Source organism: Croceitalea rosinachiae (genome assembly GCF_031846445.1).
Classification (GTDB): domain Bacteria; phylum Bacteroidota; class Bacteroidia; order Flavobacteriales; family Flavobacteriaceae; genus Croceitalea; species Croceitalea rosinachiae.
Genome location: NZ_JAVRHR010000001.1, coordinates 761,268 through 781,577, shown reverse-complemented (window position 1 = coordinate 781,577; position 20,310 = coordinate 761,268). Strand labels below are relative to the sequence as shown.

The 20,310-nt window shown below is 39.2% G+C and carries 15 protein-coding genes; 12 read left to right on the top strand and 3 right to left on the bottom strand.

The window, feature by feature from the left end; all coding sequences use genetic code 11:
- Positions 1 to 320 precede the first annotated feature (320 nt).
- Positions 321 to 983: an HAD family hydrolase gene (locus tag RM706_RS03575; protein ID WP_311349652.1), complete on the top strand. Its 663-nt coding sequence runs from the start codon at positions 321 to 323 to the stop codon at positions 981 to 983.
- A gap of 171 nt (positions 984 to 1,154) precedes the next feature.
- On the opposite strand, the gene RM706_RS03570 is transcribed toward RM706_RS03575, so the two are convergent.
- From RM706_RS03570 to RM706_RS03560, 3 genes are all read right to left on the bottom strand, one after another.
- Positions 1,155 to 1,526 carry a GIY-YIG nuclease family protein gene (locus tag RM706_RS03570; protein ID WP_311349651.1) on the bottom strand — a complete coding sequence of 124 codons (372 nt, stop codon included), beginning with the start codon at positions 1,524 to 1,526 and terminating at the stop codon, positions 1,155 to 1,157.
- Between the two features lie 389 nt (positions 1,527 to 1,915).
- Complete coding sequence (locus tag RM706_RS03565) at positions 1,916 to 3,040, bottom strand: DmpA family aminopeptidase (protein ID WP_311349650.1); 1,125 nt, start codon at positions 3,038 to 3,040, stop codon at positions 1,916 to 1,918.
- Positions 3,041 to 3,043: 3 nt separating this feature from the next.
- Positions 3,044 to 3,979: a tetratricopeptide repeat protein gene (locus tag RM706_RS03560; protein ID WP_311349649.1), complete on the bottom strand. Its 936-nt coding sequence runs from the start codon at positions 3,977 to 3,979 to the stop codon at positions 3,044 to 3,046.
- Positions 3,980 to 4,125: 146 nt separating this feature from the next.
- Between RM706_RS03560 and RM706_RS03555 the strand changes: the two genes are divergently transcribed.
- From RM706_RS03555 to RM706_RS03505, 11 genes are all read left to right on the top strand, one after another.
- A complete protein-coding gene (locus RM706_RS03555; RefSeq protein WP_311349648.1) occupies positions 4,126 to 7,257 on the top strand; it encodes a WD40/YVTN/BNR-like repeat-containing protein in 3,132 nt (1,043 codons plus the stop codon).
- A 280-nt stretch (positions 7,258 to 7,537) separates the two neighbouring features.
- Positions 7,538 to 9,130, top strand: a complete 1,593-nt coding sequence (locus RM706_RS03550; RefSeq protein ID WP_311349647.1) for a MutS-related protein — start codon at positions 7,538 to 7,540, stop codon at positions 9,128 to 9,130.
- 38 nt (positions 9,131 to 9,168) lie between these two features.
- Positions 9,169 to 12,291 (top strand): VPS10 domain-containing protein, encoded by a 3,123-nt coding sequence (locus tag RM706_RS03545; protein ID WP_311349646.1) that lies wholly within the window; start codon positions 9,169 to 9,171, stop codon positions 12,289 to 12,291.
- A gap of 67 nt (positions 12,292 to 12,358) precedes the next feature.
- Positions 12,359 to 12,907, top strand: coding sequence for a CopD family protein (locus RM706_RS03540; RefSeq protein ID WP_311349645.1), 549 nt, complete (start codon positions 12,359 to 12,361; stop codon positions 12,905 to 12,907).
- Between the two features lie 151 nt (positions 12,908 to 13,058).
- Entirely contained in the window at positions 13,059 to 14,465 is a 1,407-nt protein-coding gene (locus RM706_RS03535) for a sensor histidine kinase (protein ID WP_311350450.1), read from the top strand.
- A 115-nt stretch (positions 14,466 to 14,580) separates the two neighbouring features.
- The gene (locus RM706_RS03530) at positions 14,581 to 15,363 is read left to right on the top strand and encodes an enoyl-CoA hydratase/isomerase family protein (RefSeq protein ID WP_311349644.1); all 783 of its coding nucleotides are present in this window, start codon (positions 14,581 to 14,583) and stop codon (positions 15,361 to 15,363) included.
- A gap of 23 nt (positions 15,364 to 15,386) precedes the next feature.
- Positions 15,387 to 16,937 (top strand): hypothetical protein, encoded by a 1,551-nt coding sequence (locus RM706_RS03525; RefSeq protein ID WP_311349643.1) that lies wholly within the window; start codon positions 15,387 to 15,389, stop codon positions 16,935 to 16,937.
- Between the two features lie 12 nt (positions 16,938 to 16,949).
- Positions 16,950 to 17,393, top strand: a complete 444-nt coding sequence (locus RM706_RS03520; protein ID WP_311349642.1) for an META domain-containing protein — start codon at positions 16,950 to 16,952, stop codon at positions 17,391 to 17,393.
- Positions 17,394 to 17,473: 80 nt separating this feature from the next.
- Positions 17,474 to 18,547, top strand: coding sequence for a PA0069 family radical SAM protein (locus RM706_RS03515; RefSeq protein ID WP_311349641.1), 1,074 nt, complete (start codon positions 17,474 to 17,476; stop codon positions 18,545 to 18,547).
- A 103-nt stretch (positions 18,548 to 18,650) separates the two neighbouring features.
- Positions 18,651 to 19,004, top strand: coding sequence for a YciI family protein (locus tag RM706_RS03510; protein WP_311349640.1), 354 nt, complete (start codon positions 18,651 to 18,653; stop codon positions 19,002 to 19,004).
- Between the two features lie 53 nt (positions 19,005 to 19,057).
- Positions 19,058 to 20,299, top strand: coding sequence for an RNA polymerase sigma factor (locus tag RM706_RS03505; RefSeq protein WP_311349639.1), 1,242 nt, complete (start codon positions 19,058 to 19,060; stop codon positions 20,297 to 20,299).
- Positions 20,300 to 20,310 lie beyond the last annotated feature (11 nt).

Here is a 20,310-nt window from a genome sequence, read left to right as displayed (position 1 = left end):
TCAGTTCGAGTGATTCGCTCCAAGCGAATTGTATCGAGAACTTTTTAGAACACGCAATGCTTCTCGACCTGCCTGCCGGCAGGCAGGTACAATTTTTTCGTCCACTTCGACTTCGCTCAGTGACCACCTCAAAAATTCACTCGAAGTGACATTTGGTGGTTTTGTACTTCGGCGGGCTCAGCAGAGCTATTGATAAACTTTGGCACATGCGACGCTTCTCGATACAAATTTTATTCGCTTACTCACAAAATTCACTCGAAGTGACAAATTTTTTATAAAAATGAAGAAGGGGTTAATCTTATCTTCGCCAAAAATTTTCTATGCTTAAAGCAGTATTGTTTGATATGGATGGGGTCATTATAGACTCAGAGCCTTTGCACCAAAAGGCATACCATGGCATGTTTAAAGAAGTGGGGATTCAAGTGCCGGCCACCTTATATGAAAGCTTTACGGGGCAGGCTACCCTTAATATCTGCAAGCAGTTGGTGCAGTATTTTAAATTAAACAGAGCACCAGAGGAATTGGTCAACATAAAGCGCGGCATTTTTAAAAACTTGTTTTTTAATGACCCAGAATTAGATTTGATAACAGGGGTTCGCGAATTGATCCAAGAGTACCATTCTAATAGTATCACCATGGTATTGGCAAGCTCAGCTTCTATGCCCAACATCAATAATGTTTTTACCAAGTTCGATTTAGACCCATACTTTACCGCAAAACTGAGCGGTGCAGATTTAAAGGCCTCTAAACCCCACCCAGAGATTTTTATAAAAGCAGCGGAAGCATCTGGTTTTAGCCGAGAAGAATGTATGGTCATTGAAGATTCTACCAATGGCATTAAAGCAGCCCATGCAGCCGGAATATACTGTACGGCCTTCAAGAGTCCACATTCAAAAAATCAAGACTATTCCTTAGCCAATAAAGTAATTTCTTCTTTTGAAGAGATACGCTATAACGCAATACCCAGCTTTTTTCAAAGTTAATGTGTGGTCGCTGAGGCTCTCAAGTGCGGTCGCTGAGGTTCTCGAAGCGACGTTGATGAAATTTTGGGCTGAGGCGATTTCGAGTGCCTCAATCACCTGTTCATTTTTGTTATTCTCAAGTGTGGTCGCTGAGGTTCTCAAGTGCGGTCCCTGAGGCTCTCGAAGCGACAATTATTTTCTATCTCGATAAGCGATAGACAATTCAGGCAATTTATTTTGATTTCCTGCTATCAGGGCCTCTTTCTTTTTACGACTCCAACCCTGTATTTGCTTTTCCCTATAAAAGGCTTCGTCAATACGTTGGAATAGTTCAACATAAACTAGTTCTACGGGGAGTCTTTTTTTGGTATGGTTTGCACCTTCTCCATTTTGATGTTGCGTCAATCGCAATTCTAGGTCTTTTGTACTTCCTGTGTAATAACTTCCATCGGCACATTCTAAAATATAGGTATATCCTTTCATGCTTCTATGACATAATCTTTTGGAAAGATACAGCATTGTGGCTTCGAATGCTTCGAGGACCTCAGCAAACTCCTCAGCCACCGAACGATATTTATTGTCTGAGGCCCTCAAGTGCGGTCGCTGAGGCTCTCGAAGCGACGTTGATTAAGTTTTAGGTTAAGGTGATTTCGAGTGCCTCAATCACCTGTTTGTTTTTGTTGTTGGAGGCTCTCAAGTGTGGTCGCTGAGGCTCTCAAGTGCGGTCGCTGAGGCTCTCAAGTGCGGTCGCTGAGGCTCTCGAAGCGACATTAGTTCGAGTGGTGTCCTGAAAAAGACGTTGCACTTCGGCGGGCTTAGCATAACTATCGAGAATCAGAATTTTTAGATTAAACCTTGTTCTCGATACTTTTTCCTCTGGAAAAACTCGAACTGACATTTTTAGTTTAGTTAGAGAGGCGTCCTGAAAGTGAAATTGTACCCAGAATAGTCTTTTAGTTTTTAAGCTTACCAGCTTTATTTAGCATTTGCAGAACTTCTTTTTTAGGTAATGCTTTGATGGTATGCTCATTGTAACCAGTCATGGTTTCAGCCGCAAAAAGGGAATTTAAAATGGCTTCTTCCGTAGCTTCAATCGTTGCTAAAAACAGGGGGGTCATCGCTTCATTTCTCAAGGTTGAAACCGTCTTGAAACTTTTTTCAGAACGATAGGGAATTCTACAGCTTTCCGCAGTAGACACGGCAATTACATAATCGCCACTGCCATTACTTGCGATGCCACCTGTTTTAGCAAGACCGAGCATGGCCCGTTTGGCCAAACGCTCAAGATTTCTGCTGCTTAAGGGAGCATCGGTGATTATGACCATCATACATGAACCATCGGCTTCGTATTTAAAGCTATCGGAATAACGCTCTAGCTTTTTACCGATCTGAACGCCATTAATTTCAAGCACGCCCCCAAAATTGCTCTGTACCAAAACCCCTAGGGTGTAACCACCAGCCTTTTGTGGAAGTACACGTGAAGCCGTTCCTATTCCACCCTTATAGCCAAAACAAATGGTGCCCGTTCCGGCACCAACATTACCTTCCGTTACAAATCCGTCATCCGCATTGATAATAGCATCTAAGACGGCTTTTTGATTAACATGGCGCCCACGAATATCATTGAGGTACCCGTCATTGGTTCCGCCGACCACGGCATTGACCGAACGCACATTTTCATTGCCCGGTAGTGCCAAAGTATAACCAACAAGGGCATCTACAGCCGTAGCGACATTAAGCGTATTGGTCAAAACAATAGGTGTTTCTATGTTTCCTAGTTCTTTTACTTGTGAGTACCCAGCTAGTTTACCAAAGCCATTGCCAATATAAATGGCTGCGGGAACCTTGTTTTGAAAAATATTACCTTCATGTGGTAAAATAGCGGTAACCCCCGTTCGCACAGAATCCCCTTTAATAATCGTGCTATGACCTACTTGAACCCCATGAACATCTGTTATGGCATTTAGTTGGCCAGGTTTTAAAACCCCAATTTCAATTCCGTAATCTCGAACACGTTTTTGCCGTTGCGAAAAGGTATGTTGCGCAAAAATTAAAATTGTTAATACGATGTATTTCATAATTTACAACCTTGATAATTCTGCCTCGGCCGCCAAATATCCAAAACCGGCCCAATTTCCTTCGCTCAACAGTGCTTCATAAAGCGCTTTGGCCTTTTCATCATCGCCAGTATAGTGGTGCCAATGTGCGATACCATAGCGCACGGCCTCACTAGCCCCCGCTGAGCCATTGCCTACTAGACTATCTTCGGCTACCAAACCTTTGTAAAACAACAGTAATTGATGGTAGCCATCGTTTTCAATAATGTCCATTTCTTTAGTAATTGGCTCTAAAACTTCATTTGCTTCCTCTAGGTTTTCCATTCTTCGCAAAATCATATATAACCAGTGCGAAGCGGCAACACGCATATCGTCATTGGTGGAGGCGTTATAGCATTGCTGAAAATTTTCTAGGGCTTTTTCCCAATTTGCTTCTAGGTAATAAGCAAGCCCTAAGTGATAATAAATATTGGTGTGCAAACTTGATACGGGCTTGTTCAAGCGGTTGGGAATTCCGTCTGGTTCAATTTGATCTTCGGTTCCATCAATTAGTTCAACAGCATTTTCAAAATCAGTTATAGCTTTATCCAATTGACGGGTACTGATATAACGGTGTCCACGATGGCGATAGAAACGGGCATCTTTTGGAAATTTTTTGATGCCTTCACTAAAAACGGATATAGCGTTTTGAAAGTCTCCTAAATAGGCCCTGCGCCTACCCACCCAAATGAGTTTTTCTGCATTCGTGCTATCAAGTTGGTATTCGATTTCAGCGTTTAAATAGTTATTTATTTTAGCAGAATCTTTGGCAACAAGTTGTTTGCTGAGCAAGGCTTTGCCTAGTAGAGATTTTCCCTGAAGGGTATCTATTACAAGTGTATTTTTTCTTGGAGAATCCACTTGTTTTTTACAGTTCGTAACGGAAATAAAAATTAGAATGAGAAAGCATAGTTTTTTCATGGTCGGTAGTATTAGAATCTGATAAAAATTACAAATGCAAATTGTATCTTAAATACTAAAATAAGAATTCCTTTTTTGCTTACATTTAGAAGGACTAATTCAAATAGCGAGTTTTAAGCAAACTCACCAACCAAAAGGATATTATAATGAAAACTCTTCTATCTAAAGCTGGCATGCTCTTGCTGGCATTTTGCATGTTTACAATTTCAACAAATTCACAACGAAGAAAATCAAGTACAACACCTAAAGTTCCATCTGAGCTCTATTCAAGTTTAGAATACCGCTCAATTGGTCCGCATAGGGGTGGGCGTTCCGCTGCGGTAACCGGCGTACCTGGTGAGCCTAACTTGTTTTATTTTGGTGCTACCGGTGGTGGGGTATGGAAAACCTTAGATGGTGGCCGCTCTTGGCAAAATATTTCTGATGGTTATTTTGGCGGTAGTATTGGTGCAGTTGAAGTAGCCAAAAGCGACCCTAATGTTATTTATGTTGGTGGTGGTGAAAAAACCCTCCGTGGCAATGTATCAAGTGGTTACGGTATATGGAAAACGGAAGATGCCGGTAAGACCTGGACCTCGGCGGGCTTAAAAAATAGCCGTCATGTGCCCCGTATCCGTATTCATCCTAAAGACCATAATACGGTATATGCCGCAGTTTTAGGTAACATTTATAAACCAACTCAAGACCGAGGCATCTACAAATCAACTGATGGCGGAAAAACATGGAGCAAAAAATTGTTCATCAATGACCAATCGGGTTTTGTTGACTTAACTTTTGACCCCAATAATCCAAGAATTTTATATGCTTCTTCTTGGCGGGCGCAGCGTACACCATACTCCTTAAGCAGCGGTGGCGATGGTTCCGCCCTTTGGAAAAGTACCGATAGTGGCGAAACATGGACAGAGATTTCTAAAAATGAAGGATTTCCAAAAGATACCTTGGGAATTATAGGTGTTTCCGTTTCGCCGGTCAATTCCGAACGTGTTTTTGCCCTTGTTGAAAACAAGGAAAAAGGAGGGCTCTACCGTTCTGACGACGGGGGTAAGACTTGGACGCAAATCAATAGTGAGCGCAAATTGCGTCAGCGTGCTTGGTACTACACCCGTGTGTATGCTGATACCGAAGATGAAGACGTGGTCTACGTGATGAACGTACGCTATCATAAATCTACCGACGGTGGTAAAACCTTTAATACCTTCAACGCACCCCATGGAGATCATCACGATTTGTGGATAGCCCCTGAAAATAGTAAGCGAATGATTATTGGCGATGATGGTGGAGCACAAGTTTCTTACGATGGGGGTGAAACATGGAGCACCTATTACAATCAACCCACAGCACAGTATTATCGGGTTACTACGGATAATGCCTTTCCATATCGTATTTATGTGGCGCAGCAAGACAATTCTACCCTACGTGTAAATCATCGTTCAGATGGTAGTTACATCACAGAAGATGATTGGGAACGTACCGCAGGTGGAGAGTCGGCCCATTTAGCTATTGACCCTACTAATAATGATATTGTTTATGGCGGTAGTTATGGGGGATTCTTGACTCGGGTGAACCATGAGGCTGGTACCGTTCGTGGAATCAATGTTTGGCCTGACAACCCTATGGGATATGGAGCAGAAGGTATGAAGTACCGCTTTCAGTGGAACTTCCCTATTATTTTTAGCAAACACGACCCAAAAAAGCTATATACCTTCTCTCAACATGTGCATATGTCTACCAATGAAGGACAAAGTTGGGAACTTCTAAGTGGTGATTTAACCCGAAATGATCCAGATAAGTTGGTCAGTAGTGGTGGCCCCATTACACAAGACAATACGGGAGTGGAATATTACTGTACCATTTTTGCAGCTAATGAAAGTCCTTTAAAAGAGGGTCTTATGTGGGTAGGTAGTGATGACGGATTGATTCATATTACGAGAGATGGCGGTCAAAATTGGGAGAATGTGACTCCGACCAATATGCCTGAGTGGAACATGATCAATAGCATAGAGCCATCAGCTTTTGACGAAGGTACTTGCTATGTGGCAGCTACGCGATATAAGTTGGGAGATTTTGCCCCATACCTTTACAAGACTACGGATTATGGGCAAACATGGTCAAAAATAACGAGCGGTATAGAAAGTGAGCACTTTACAAGGGTAGTTCGTGAAGACCCAAAACAAAAGGGTCTTTTGTACGCGGGTACGGAAACGGGAATGTACATTTCTTTCAATGATGGAGCGAATTGGGAAAAGTTTCAACTGAACCTTCCTATTGTGCCGATTACCGATTTGGCGATTAAGGATAATAATCTAATTGTCGCTACCCAAGGACGAAGCCTTTGGCTAATTGATGACTTAACGGTAATACATCAAACCAATGCTTCAGATAGTGGTACTGCCATGAAGTTGTTTGCACCTAAAGACAGTTACCGAACCAAAGGTCGGGCGGCAAGTAAACCAAGTTTGACTGCCGGTCAAAACCATCCAAATGGCGTAGTAACGCATTATTACGTTAAAGATATGTCGGAGAAAGATAGTATTAGTTTGACCTATACGTCAATGGCCGGCGATACATTGGCCAATTTCAGTACTTTTTCAAAAGAAAAGAAGAATAAACTAAAAGTTGAAGAAGGCGGAAACACCCATGTTTGGAATACCAGGGGTATCGGAGCCGATAAGTTGCCAGGAATGATATTTTGGGCTGCAGGTTTTGATGGTGCCAAAGCAGTACCAGGCAGTTATAAGGTACATCTAAACAAAAATGGTGTTACACAGAGTCAAACGTTTAAGATTCTACCTGATCCGAGAGCCGAAGTGTCTGTTGCTGATATGCAAAAACAATTTGACTTTATTACTAGTGTCAATGAGACGGTCAATAAAGCACATGAATCTATTAAAAAGATTCGTGCCATTACTGAAAAATTGGATGCTTTTAGCAAACAGTATAAAGACAATGATGCCACAAAAGAACTGGTTGAAAAGGCTAAAAATATGAAGGATGGTTTTGCTGAAATTGAAAAGGCATTGTACCAAACAAAGAATAGAAGTAATCAAGACCCGTTGAACTTCCCAATTCGCCTGACGAACAAGCTTGCCCACCTGAACAGACTTGTCGGTATCGATGATTTTCCTCCTACGGATCAAGATGTAGCAGTTAAAAATGAAATGACCACAAAAATCAATGCGCAATTAGATGCTTTTGATGCAATGGCAACCAAAGAAATGAAAGAATTTAATGCGCAGTTCAATGCGTTGAACTTGCAGTATTTAAGTGTAGAAGACTAGTACTAAAATAATAAATGTTTAATGGCTCCTTTACTACTATAAAGGGGCCTTATCTTTTCTAGAACCGGAGATAATCTTCGTTCTCTTGTTGTAACTAATTATGACGACACCAAAAGCGTTTTATAAATCACAAATCAGCAAATTTCAGCGAGAACAGACTCAGGTAAAAATTAAATTGAATACCTCAAGTACGGTTAGGCTTCTTATTTTTTTGTTATTGATTATTCTAACTTACTTTTTTTGGGGACAGTTGGGCATACTGATACCATTAATTTCAGTAATGGCAGTAATTTTTGTGTTACTTCTATTGAGGCACAATAAAATCAAATATCAGAAAAACTTGTTAGCTGTTTTATTGGAAAGGAATCAAATGGAATTAAGAGTTCTGCATCGCGATTTTTATCACTTGCCTAAGGGCGCGGAATATAAAGAAAGCCACCATTATTTTAGTCAAGACATTGACCTTTTTGGCAGGGGTTCTTTTTTTCAATACCTAAACAGAACAGCACTTAAAACTGGAGCAGATGCCTTAGTGCATGAATTGCTTTCGAATACTATTGAACAGATAGACAAAAAACAAGAAGCTATTAAAGAATTGGCTTCCTTCAGCAGCTGGACACAAAGATTTAGTGCTGTCGCCACCTTGGTCAAAACCGAAGTAAGTGCTGAAAGCGTGGTTCAATGGTTACAAAAGTATAAGTGCTTTGTTCCGAATAAGATTAAGCTTTTCAGCGGACTTTTTTCACTGCTCTCGATTATAGCTTGGACAGGCTACTTTCTTGATTTTTTATCAGGTTATGCCGTTTTTCTATGGTTTTTAATAGGCTTGGGAATCACTGGAAATTATTTAAAGCAAATAGGAAAACTTGCTGTGCATACAACACAAATACAAAGCACCTTTAGACAGTATGCGGAACTGATCAAACTGTTGGAAACAAAAGAATTTTCAAGTGCGCTCTTAAAAGAAAAAAGAGCAACCATTATTCATCAAACCGAAACCAGTTCTAAAATTGTACACAAATTCTCAAAGTTATTAGATGCACTTGATCAAAGAAATAACATTTTGATAAGCATTTTTGCAAACGGATTTTTATTACGGGATTTATATGTGTGCAAGAATATTGAAAACTGGATTGAAACCTACGGACAATTGGTACCCGTGTGGTTTGAAACAATTGCCTTTTTTGATGCCTATAACAGTTTAGGAAACTATGCCTTTAATCATCCCAATCAGGTATACCCAAAAATAGTTCGTGACAGTAACATCACAATGAATTGTATGGGCGCTGTACACCCTCTTCTAGACCCAAGTTCAGCTATTCCAAATGATTTTAAAATTTTGAAAGACGAATTTTTTGTGATTACCGGAGCCAATATGGCAGGAAAAAGTACATTTCTGCGTACCGTTGGCCTCCATATTGTAATGGCTAATATGGGGCTTCCTGTTTCTGCTAAGGCTATGGATTATTCGCCCATAAAATTGATTACTAGTATGCGAACTACCGATAGTCTTACCGATGATGAGAGTTATTTTTTTAGCGAACTAAAACGCCTCAAAATGATAATCAATGCGATTGAAAAAGAATCTTATTTTATCATTTTAGATGAAATATTAAAAGGTACCAATAGTACGGATAAGGCAGTAGGGTCCAAAAAATTCATAGAAAAGCTGGTCGGGTTAAATGCATCTGGTATTATAGCTACCCACGATTTGAGCTTATGTACGGTTGCTGATAGTACAAATGAGGTTAAAAATTATTACTTTGATGCACAAATTAAAAATGACGAACTCTTTTTTGATTATAAGTTCAGAGAAGGTATTTGTCAAAATATGAACGCCAGTTTCTTGTTGAAGAAAATGGGCATTGTTTAAAAATTGAAACACTACTACCAAAATATAAGATGAACCAAATGAAAAAAGTATTTTTAATTGCAGGCTTTTTAGCATGTACTGCTGCTTTCGCGCAAACTGCTGAAGATTATTTCAAACCCTTAAAATTCAGAAACATCGGTCCTTTTAGGGGCGGGCGCTCTGTTTCAGCCTCAGGTGTCGTTGGCGACCCAATGACCTATTATATGGGAACCACTGGTGGTGGATTATGGAAAACAGAAGATGCCGGACAACGCTGGAACAATATCTCTGACGGTTATTTTGAAATGGGATCGGTAGGTGCTGTTGCTGTTTCAACCCACAATACCAACGTCGTTTATGTAGGTATGGGAGAACATGCTCCACGTGGGGTAATGACCTCTTATGGCGATGGTGTTTATAAATCGACCGATGCTGGAAAAACATGGAAACATATGGGTTTGAAGGCAACCCATCATATTTCACGTATCATTATTCATCCTACTGATCCTGATATTGTTTATGTGGCCGCTCAAGGGCAATTATATGGACCGAACAAAGAACGAGGGGTTTATAAATCTACAGATGGAGGAAAAACTTGGAAAAACACCCTTTTTGTGAATGAATTGACAGGAGCTTCTGAACTTTCGATGGATGCCAATTATCCAGAAGTGATGTATGCAGCTATGTGGGAACACCAACGTAAACCCAATATGGTAGTAAGTGGAGGCGAGGGAAGTGGCCTTTATAAATCAACGGATGCGGGTGAAACTTGGACAGAGATGACCGAAGGGCTGCCCGAAGAAAAAGGAAAAATGGCAATTTCTGTGAGCCCTGCAAATTCTAATAAGGTTTATGCCTTGATTGAAAGTGATAGCAATAAAGACAAAGGCGGACTCTTTGTTTCGAACAATGCAGGAAAATCATGGAGCATGGCAAGTGGCGATAATCGTTTGGTGCAACGGGCTTGGTATTATATTGAACTTTTCACAGATCCACAAGATGAAGACATCATATATGTCTTGAGTGCTCCGGCCCTTCGATCTCTTGATGGTGGAAAAAACTGGGAACGCATCTCGGGAACACATGGTGATTATCACGATTTATGGATCAATCCAAAGAATTCATTGAATATGGTCATCGCTAATGATGGTGGGGCCGCAGTTACTTTTGATTTTGGAAAAACATGGTCTTCGCAAGTAAATATGCCCACAGGGCAGTTTTACCGTATCAATACCGATAATCTCTTTCCGTATAATATTTATGCCGGTCAACAAGATTATTCTTCTGCAATGGTGGCAAATATGTCCGTTGGTAGAGGTGGAATTACCATGTCTGATTTTAGCCCCTCTGCGGGTGGAGAAAGTGCCTTTTTAGCCTTTGACCCAGACAATCCTAGATATGTGATGGGCGGGAGTTATTTAGGAACCATCAATGTACTGGATATGGAGTCAAAAGCTACGACAAAAGTTATGGCCGCACCTATTCAGTATTTAGGAAGAGAAGCAAGAAACATGAAATACCTCTATAACTGGAATGCTCCTACGCTGCGTTCACAGCATGAAGAGAATACTTTTTATCATGGCGCACAACTTTTATTAAGAACTCGTGATATGGGAGTGACCTGGGAAGAAATGTCTCCTGATTTAACACGGGATATCGATGCAAAACAAGGTAATGGTGGTGGTCCATATACCAATGAAGCGGTTGGAGCGGAAAATTATGGCACACTGGCCTATGTAATAGAGTCTCCTCATGAAGCTGGTGTTTTTTATACAGGAAGCGATGATGGCTATGTACATATTACAAAGGATAACGGGGAGAGCTGGCAGAATATCACTCCAAAGAATTTGGGTGAAACTTTAGTAAATGCCATTGAGGTTTCTCCTCATGATAAGGCAACGGTTTATATTGCGACCACAAAATATAAATTCAATGACCATACGCCAGCGATTTATAAGAGCACGGATTACGGACAAACTTGGACGAACATCAATTCTGGTATTCCGAATGGAGCATTTACCCGTGTGGTTCGAGAAGACCCAATGCGTAAAGACCTGCTTTATGCTGGTACCGAAAAAGGACTATACCTTTCGTGGAATGGTGGTAAAAACTGGAAGCAGTTTCAACTGAACCTTCCTAAAACCCCGATTACGGATATTAAAATTCATGAAGGTGATTTGATTGTCGCTACTTCAGGGCGTGCATTTTGGATATTGGATGATTTGACACTATTGTCTCAGTACGAGCCTTCTCAAACAGCAATGAAGTTGTACAAACCCAATGATGCTATGAACGGTTCATGGTATAGCCCTATGAATGGGAATACCGATAACTTTGATGGTATGAGCACGTTGTCAGGGGTAAATCCCGCAAACGGACTGGTGCTCTATTATGAACTTCCAAAGTTGAATGATTCCATTGCAATTACCATGGATATTTTGGATGCATCCGGAAGTACAGTTCGAAGCTTTTCTTCTGAGAAGGACAAAAACTACAAACCCCATAACGGAGGAGGACCCAGACCTGCGCCAACCCTATCAAAGAAAAAAGGATTAAACCGTTTTATTTGGGATATGAGAACCCCTATTCTTCCTGGAATCCCAGGTACGTACATAGAATCAAGATTTTCAGGTCATGTAGTACCACCTGGAACGTATACGGTACGCCTCAAGGCTGGGAATGAGGCAAAGACCGTCGAAGGTAAAATTGTGGCTATGCCCACTTACAGTACAACTGCAGAGCATTACGCAGAATACCACACGTTTATGATGGATATGGAACAGCGTTTGACAGAAATGCACAACACTGTAAATACGCTGTATAAAGTGCAGGCACAATTAAAGGACGTCTTAGAGGATGTTAAAGACGAAACTGTCAAATCTGAAGGAGAAAAACTTTTAGAAGAATTGGATGCATGGGACAAGGATATGATTCAACGTAAGTCTAAGGCGTATGACGATGTGGAGAATTTCCCTAATAAATTCAGCGCAGAATACTTGTTTTTAATCGACGCTACAAATAGCGTGATTCCGAGAGTCAATCAACCTTCTAAAGACCGGAAAAAAGAGCTTGATGCGCAATGGTCGGCTTTAAAAGCAAGGTCAAATACTTTAATGAAGACTTCAATTCCTGATTTCAACAAAAAACTTTGGGATGCAGGTATCGGAGCAATTAGGATTTAGGTACTTGTAATTGGTTGATGGTAATTCAAATGCTTAATTTTACCATCAACCAATTTCTAAGAATCAATTGGAATACTACAATTACATAAAATCGTTACATCTCATTTTTGTAGTTACTTGGTTTGCCGGTCTGTTCTATATTCCAAGACTATTTATTTACCATATTGAGGCGAATGACAAACAATCTCCCGACAAAGAGATTTTAACCGCCCAATTAAAGGTAATGACCAAACGGTTGTGGTTCATCATTGCATGGCCTTCGGCTATACTTTGTACACTTTTTGCAATATGGTTGTTAGTATTGATGCCAGCTTGGTTGGAACAGCCTTGGATGCATGTGAAATTAGGGTTTGTGGTTCTATTGATTCTATACCACCTAAAATGCCATCAAATTTTCAAACAATTTCAAAGAGATGAGGTCAAATATACATCAAGCTTCATGCGTGTTTGGAATGAAGTGGCTACCATAATTCTGTTTGCAGTGATTTTTCTAGTGGTGTTAAAAAGTGCCTTTAATTGGATTTACGGGTTTATTGGCATTATAGTTTTAGGAGTGCTATTAATGTTGGGAATCAAACTTTATAAACGTATACGCGCAAAGAACCCCAATGCTTGAAAACCAAAACACAAATTCAAGAATCAAATACAATTGGCCCATTGATAATTTGAGTTTGAACTTCTTTTGGTTCGATTATTGCTAACTTTAGATTCAAATTCCTAAACATTTGTTGAAGAAACTTTCCCTTAGATCACGCATATTTTTCACCATGATTCTTTTGGTGCTTATTGCTTCGGTTTTGATGGCAGGGGTTACCTTATTTCAATATCAAGAACAATCACAAGACTATCATGAGAATAGGTTAGAGCGTAAAGAAGAACAGATATTACAAAGTATTAGTTATGTGCTTCGTGAAACAACTTACGAACCAACTACGGCAAATCTAGAATATATTTTTAGGGATGAAATTTACAAGATTGCTGATGTACAAAATGTGAACTTTAACATCTACGATTTAGAGGGTGGTTTGATCAGAAGTTCTAAACCTGCTTTTGAGGCAGACTCGGTTTCAAATTGTTTGGATGCTGAGGTTTTGAACAACCTATTGAATAGCCCGGACAAGCGATATATAGAAGAGAAAAGTACAGCTGGAGATAATTACCAGGCCACGTACAAGTATATCACAGATTTAAAATTTAAACCAATTGGTATAATGAACCTGCCCTATTTTGAAGATAATTCCTTCAATGATATGGAGCTTCGTGAGTTTTTCTATCGTTTGGGCGGTGTTTATCTTTTAATGTTGATTTCAGCGGTGGTACTGGCCTATTTTATTTCTAAATATATTACTCGTTCACTACAAACGGTTGCCGATAAAATGAATGCTACCAACCTAACCCATCGCAACGAAAAAATACTCATAGAGAATCCTTCAGAGGAGATAGGAAAACTTATAGACTCGTATAACGGTATGATTGATGAATTGGAGGAGAGTGCAGCAAAACTGGCCCGTAGCGAACGTGAACAAGCCTGGCGAGAGATGGCAAAACAAGTAGCCCACGAGATTAAAAATCCCTTAACGCCAATGCGTTTGACGGTGCAGAGTTTTGAACGAAAATTTAACCCTGAAGACCCAGAAGTTGAAGGCAAAATTAAAGAGTTCTCTACTACCTTGGTACAACAAATTGATACGATGAGCAATATTGCTTCGGCATTTTCCAATTTTGCGGACATGCCAGCACAGCAAAAAGAGACTTTAAATGTGGTCAAAGTATCAAAATTGGCATTGGATATTTTTAATGAATCTTACATTCATTTTATAGCAGATGAGGAGGAGATTATTGCAAAGCTGGATCGCACACAATTAATACGTATTGTAACCAATTTGGTCATGAATGCCATTCAGGCCATGAGCAATCAGGAACATCCGCGAATTTTAGTGACCGTAGCCTCAGAAGGGAGCGAAGTTAAAATCTCCGTTGCAGATAATGGTATCGGCATCGCTGATGAATTTAAGGATAAGATATTTGAACCGAAATTTACCACAAAGTCTAGTGGTATGGGATTAGGCTTAGGAATGGTCAAAAATATAGTTGAGAACTATAGAGGTAGTATTGATTTTACTTCTCAAATAGGTAAGGGAACCGTTTTTACGGTAAGATTTCCAAAAGAATAAGTTATATCGAATTTGAACACGTATAAATCAAAATATCCAAAACAGTTGAACTTAAAAAAGAACGATTGTTTTTTAAAGAACAAAGTACATTTCAGCTAACATCTAACACTCAAAAATGGAGTATCACAACATCTATATCGAAGAAGAAAACTACCTGGCAACAATAACTATAGATCGCCCTAAGAAACTAAATGCGCTCAATAAAGCCACTATTGAAGAGTTGCACGAGGCTTTTAAAGAATTAGATGCAGATGAAAATATCAAAGTTGTTATTCTTACTGGAAGTGGGGAGAAGGCTTTTGTAGCTGGAGCGGATATTTCAGAATTCGCTCATTTTTCGGTAAAAGAGGGAGGAAAACTCGCAGCTAAGGGACAAGAAATGCTTTTTGATTTTGTGGCTAACCTTTCAACACCGGTGATTGCTGCAGTAAACGGATTTGCTTTAGGTGGAGGACTAGAGTTGGCCATGGCATGTCATTTTAGGGTTGCTAGTAGCAATGCCAAAATGGGTTTGCCAGAGGTTTCTTTAGGGGTTATTCCTGGTTATGGAGGAACACAACGCTTGCCTGAATTGGTAGGTAAAGGTCGTGCTATGGAAATGATTATGACCGCGGGAATGATTTCAGCAGAAAAAGCCTTGGCATATGGTTTGGTGAATTATATAGTGGAACAGGAAGAACTATTGCCCTTATGTGAGAAGTTGGCAAGCAAGATATCGAATAACTCCTCCGTAGCGATTTCTCAGGCAATAAAAGCAGTAAATGCGGGTTATAGCTTTAATACCGATGGCTATGCCGCGGAAATTGAAGCCTTTGGTGCTTGCTTTGGCACAGATGATTTTAAAGAGGGTACAACTGCCTTTTTAGAAAAACGAAAAGCTGACTTTCCGGGTTCATAGTCAGGTTACCCAAACCTGCAAAAATGAAGCAAATACTACTTTTTTTCACCGTTCTAGGTGTGAATTTGGCCATTTTGGGTCAAAAAATGCCCGTTTCTTATGATTTTGGCGAAAAATTGAATGATAGATATCGATATTCGAACTTGGTAACTATCGATGATGATGGTGATGGAGGCTATATCATGGTCAGAGCCTACTTTCAAGGTCTTATTTTAAAGCCTAAAGGGTATATCATTGAACATTATAATAAAGACTTAGAGCTCGTATCAGAATACAATTATAAGTTAAGAGGGCTTCAATTCGTTGATGGTTTTATCAAAAATGGCCAATTACGGTTGATTTTCTTCAATTATAACTTTGAACGCGGTTTTTACGAGTATCAAGCGCATACTAGTAATTTGGTGAATTTTGATTTCAAACGAGAACAATTACTCAAATTTGTAACACCTGCTGTTGAAGGTGCATTTGGAAAGAACTATTACAACAGGGATTTTAAAAAGGGATTTTCTACCACCTTATTGTTTAACCCTGAAAAGTCAGGTTTTATAATCAGCACCCATCATAGAAAAGGCAAAGAGAACAAGCATACCATTCATTTGTTCGATTCAGATTTAAATAAACGTTGGGAGAACGACTTTTCTGCCGAGGTTGAGGAGAAAAACTATGCTTTCGAGAATATTGCCTTATCCAATAATGGCGATGAAGTTTATATTTTAGGCAAGGCCTATTTTAAAAAGAACCGATTTAAAGCCGAAGAACGTAAATTTCAATATGAGCTTATTAAGATTGGTGGTGGAGTTGCGAAAACGCAGTCATTTGATAATCCAGGTAAGTTTTCAGAGGGCTTATATCCTATCCTAAATTACAACAAATTATATTGTGTTGGTTTTTATGCTGACCGAAAAGACAACCGTTATAATGGACTTTCTTTTTTTGAGTTGAATCCTTCATCTTTAGCTATCCTAAACAAAAAATACAATCCTTTCACACAGCAGTTTATGGATGATAAGTTTGGCCGTGACGACGAACAAGTAATCAATAATTTAGTTTTTAAAAATGTCGTACTTACCGATGAGAATACTATTCTGTTCAATGCTGAAGAATATTTTGTTACGACCAGCATGCAAAGTACAGGCGCAGGACAACGAGTGCGCGTTGAGCGTTTTCATTACAATGATATTGTTAGTGCTAAAATGGATACTAACGGAAGAATGATTTGGGCTCGAAATATTAACAAGGCCGAAGTTACTCAAGGTGATGGTGCATATACTTCATACAGTTCGTATACAAAGGATGGTGACACCTATTTTTTCATTAGTACGGCGGCTGAAAATCCACAGTTGATTAATGGTGAACGTTTGGTATTCAAGCAGGGTTTAACAGGTAATCGCAACGTGTTTTTGATTTCATTGGACGAAATAGGGAAACTGGATTATGAGAAAGTTATTGATGCTAAGGATGCACGACTTCCATTGATGGTCTCTAAACCGCTTATTGATGTTAATGAAGACGAACTTCTTTTTTATGCCAAACGAGGTACTAAAAAACAATTGGTGAAAGTAGAATTTAACTAATAGTAAATGAAAATGGGAAGAACACTTAAAGTAATCGTATGCGCAGTTTTAACACTAACAATTATAAGTTCATGTAGTAATTCTGATGATTCACCTGGCGAATCTCCGGTAACCGGTAATTGGCGCGTTGCTACAATTAAGGTTTCGAATGCTACTCTGGGTCAATTAGCACCAGATAATGAGAATATTACCATTGATTTTGGTTCGAACGGAGAATTTAGCGGAAGCACTTCAGTAAATCAATTTAGCGGTACTTATGAAACGGTTTCGAATAGTCTGACCATGTTGTCTTTTACAACAACAGAAGTTGCAGATACTCAGTTTGGAACTGCTTTTTACGAAGCAATTACTAATGCCCAGGTGCCTAATACTACCTTTGCCCAATTTGGATTCACCTTTGATAGCGGCGAACTTATATTGACGTTTGGCGACGGAGGTCAAATGGTTTTGGAATAGTAAAAATGTCTTTATTATTTAACAAGTTCAATATTCTTTAATAGGATATAATCCATAAATTTGGAATAAATCCTATTTAATTGAATCAAAAAGAATTTTTGAAAGGTCGTGGTGCACAACAAAATGTGCATAACAGATTTGAACGTCACGTATATGAAATGCGCGATGATTTTCTTGAGTTTTGCAGGATTGAAGGAGAAGAAGCTGATAATAACAAGACTCAATACATTCCCATTTTTCCCAAAACCATTGTGAACAAGGTGACGAGTCCTGATGTTGGAATGGCCTATAGCATGAATCCATACCAAGGCTGTGAACATGGTTGTATATACTGTTATGCCCGTAATGCACATGAATTTTGGGGGTATAGCGCGGGTTTGGATTTTGAGCGTAAGATTTTGGTCAAAAAAGATGCGCCCAGATTGTTGGAAGATAAACTGAAAAGCAAGCGATGGAAGGCAGTTACAATTGTCATGTCTGGAAATACGGATTGCTACCAACCTGCTGAAAAGAAGTTTCAAATTACCAGAAAGTGCTTAGAAGTATTTTTAAAATATAGGCATCCTGTCGCGATAATTACAAAAAACGCGCTGGTACTTCGAGATTTAGATATCATAAAAGAACTTTCAAAACACCATTTAATAGGCATAAATGTATCAATAACCTCTTTGTCTGAAAAAACCAGACGATTATTAGAACCGCGAACAGCAACTATTAAAAAGCGTCTCGAAACTGTTCGTGTACTTTCAGAGAATGGAGTTCCTGTAAATGCTATGTTGGCTCCAATGATTCCTGGTATCAATAGTCATGAACTGCTGCCTTTGGCCAAAAAGGTATCTGAGTATGGTGCTTTATCTTTTGGTTTTACCGTTGTTCGATTGAATGGGGCCATCGGTCAGATTTTTACAAATTGGATTAAGAAGGCCATGCCAGATCGGTCAGAAAAGGTGTTACATCAAATTCAAGACTGCCATGGCGGAACTCTAAATGATAGTCGTTTCGGAATTAGAAGTCGAGGTGAGGGAAAAATAGCAACACAAATACATGATATGGCGAGGTTGGCTAGGCAGAAATATTTTGAGGACAAAGTTTTCCCTAAACTCAGAACAGATTTGCATGAACAGTTCAAAGATGGTCAAATGAGATTATTTTAAATAAATTTATAAAAGATTGTCCAAAATCAACTTTAATCTTCGTCATGACCATGAAAACAAATAATAAACCAGTTTGTCATGGACGAACATAAAACTAAAATCGATGAGCAATTTTTTGTATTTATTCCGTGGAGGAGACGAGAATTTCAACCAATTATCGCAAGAAGAAAAACAAGCGCACATGCAAGTATGGGGCGAATGGATGGGAGGTTTAAAAGAAAAAGGCCAGCTATTGGATGGACTCCCCTTGGGCGCGGATGGAAAAGTAGTACATAATAGGGGCGAGGTAATTACGAATGGCCCTTTTGCAGAGGGCGCAGAAATGGTCGGGGGTTATTTAATCGTATCTGCCAAAGACTTGAATGAAGCTGTTGAAATCTCTAAAGGATGTCCAATCTTTGATTATGAAGGCAGTAATGTTGAAGTAAGGGAAATCATGACAATGGATACCCATTAAAAATTAAAATTAGAAACTATAAGGCCTGATGAAAATCGGGCTTTTGATTTTTCATGCAGAACCAAAACCTTTCTAATACAATTGATCACTTATTCAGGAACGAATACGGAAAGATCGTATCTATTTTGACCAATAAATTTGGTATTGCTTATTTAGAAAAGATAGAAGATGCTGTACAAGATACTTTTCTAAAAGCGATGCAAGTTTGGGCCTTTAAAAGTGTACCTGATAATCCTACTGCATGGTTGTTTAGAGTTGCCAATAATTCCCTGATTGACTATTTAAGACGTAGTAAAAAAATAAATTATGTTGATGATACTTCTTATTTTGAAGAGAGTAGTTCTGAAAAAGTGATGAAGCTGGCTGATGAAATAAGCGATAGTCAACTTAAAATGATATTTGCTTGCTGTCATCCCTCTCTTTCACAAGAATATCAGCTGATTTTAAGTTTGAAATTAATCGGCGGTTTCAGTAACAAAGAATTGGCGGAAGCCTTGTTAAAAAAGGAAGAGACCGTTGCTAAGTCATTTACTCGTGCCAAAAAGAAATTTAAGCAAGAGGTCCAGTTTTTAAGCTTTCCAATACAGATGGGATTACAATCACGTTTGTTTGTGGTACTTCGCGTTATTTATTTGCTGTTTACAGAAGGGTATTCATCGACATCGGGCTCTCATATTTTAAAAAAAGATATTTGCTATGAGGCTTTACGTTTGGCCTTACTGTTAAGGGAAAACGAATATTGCCAACATCCCAATTTAGAAGCTTTGATTGCTTTGATGTGCTTTCATGCATCTCGTTTTGATGCAAGATTGGATGAGAAAGGAGAATTAGTAACACTTCAATTTCAAGACCGCTCAAAATACAATCAAGAATTATTTGGAATAGGAGTCCGTCATCTTGAGAACTCTGGCACAGAGGGCAATTTACCATCGAACTATCATTTAGAGGCGGCCGTATCGTATTATCATAGCTCAGCCAAAACCTTCACTCAAACTGATTGGGAAAGCATTTTACATTTATATGATTTACAGTTGAGACAACAGTACTCACCCATAGTGGCTTTGAACCGCATTGTACCTTACTCGAGGGTAAAAGGAGCAAAAAAAGCATTGGTTGAATTGGAAAAATTGGAAAAACAATCCAATTTTACTACTCACGGTCTTTTCTATGCCATAAAAGCAGAGCTTTTAAATGAAATAGGTCCTAGAGAAGAGTGCAACTCAATTTTACGGAAAGCCATTGGCTTAAGTGAAAATGATTTGGTAAAAAGGCATTTAGAAAAGAAATTACGGTGATGATAAGTATA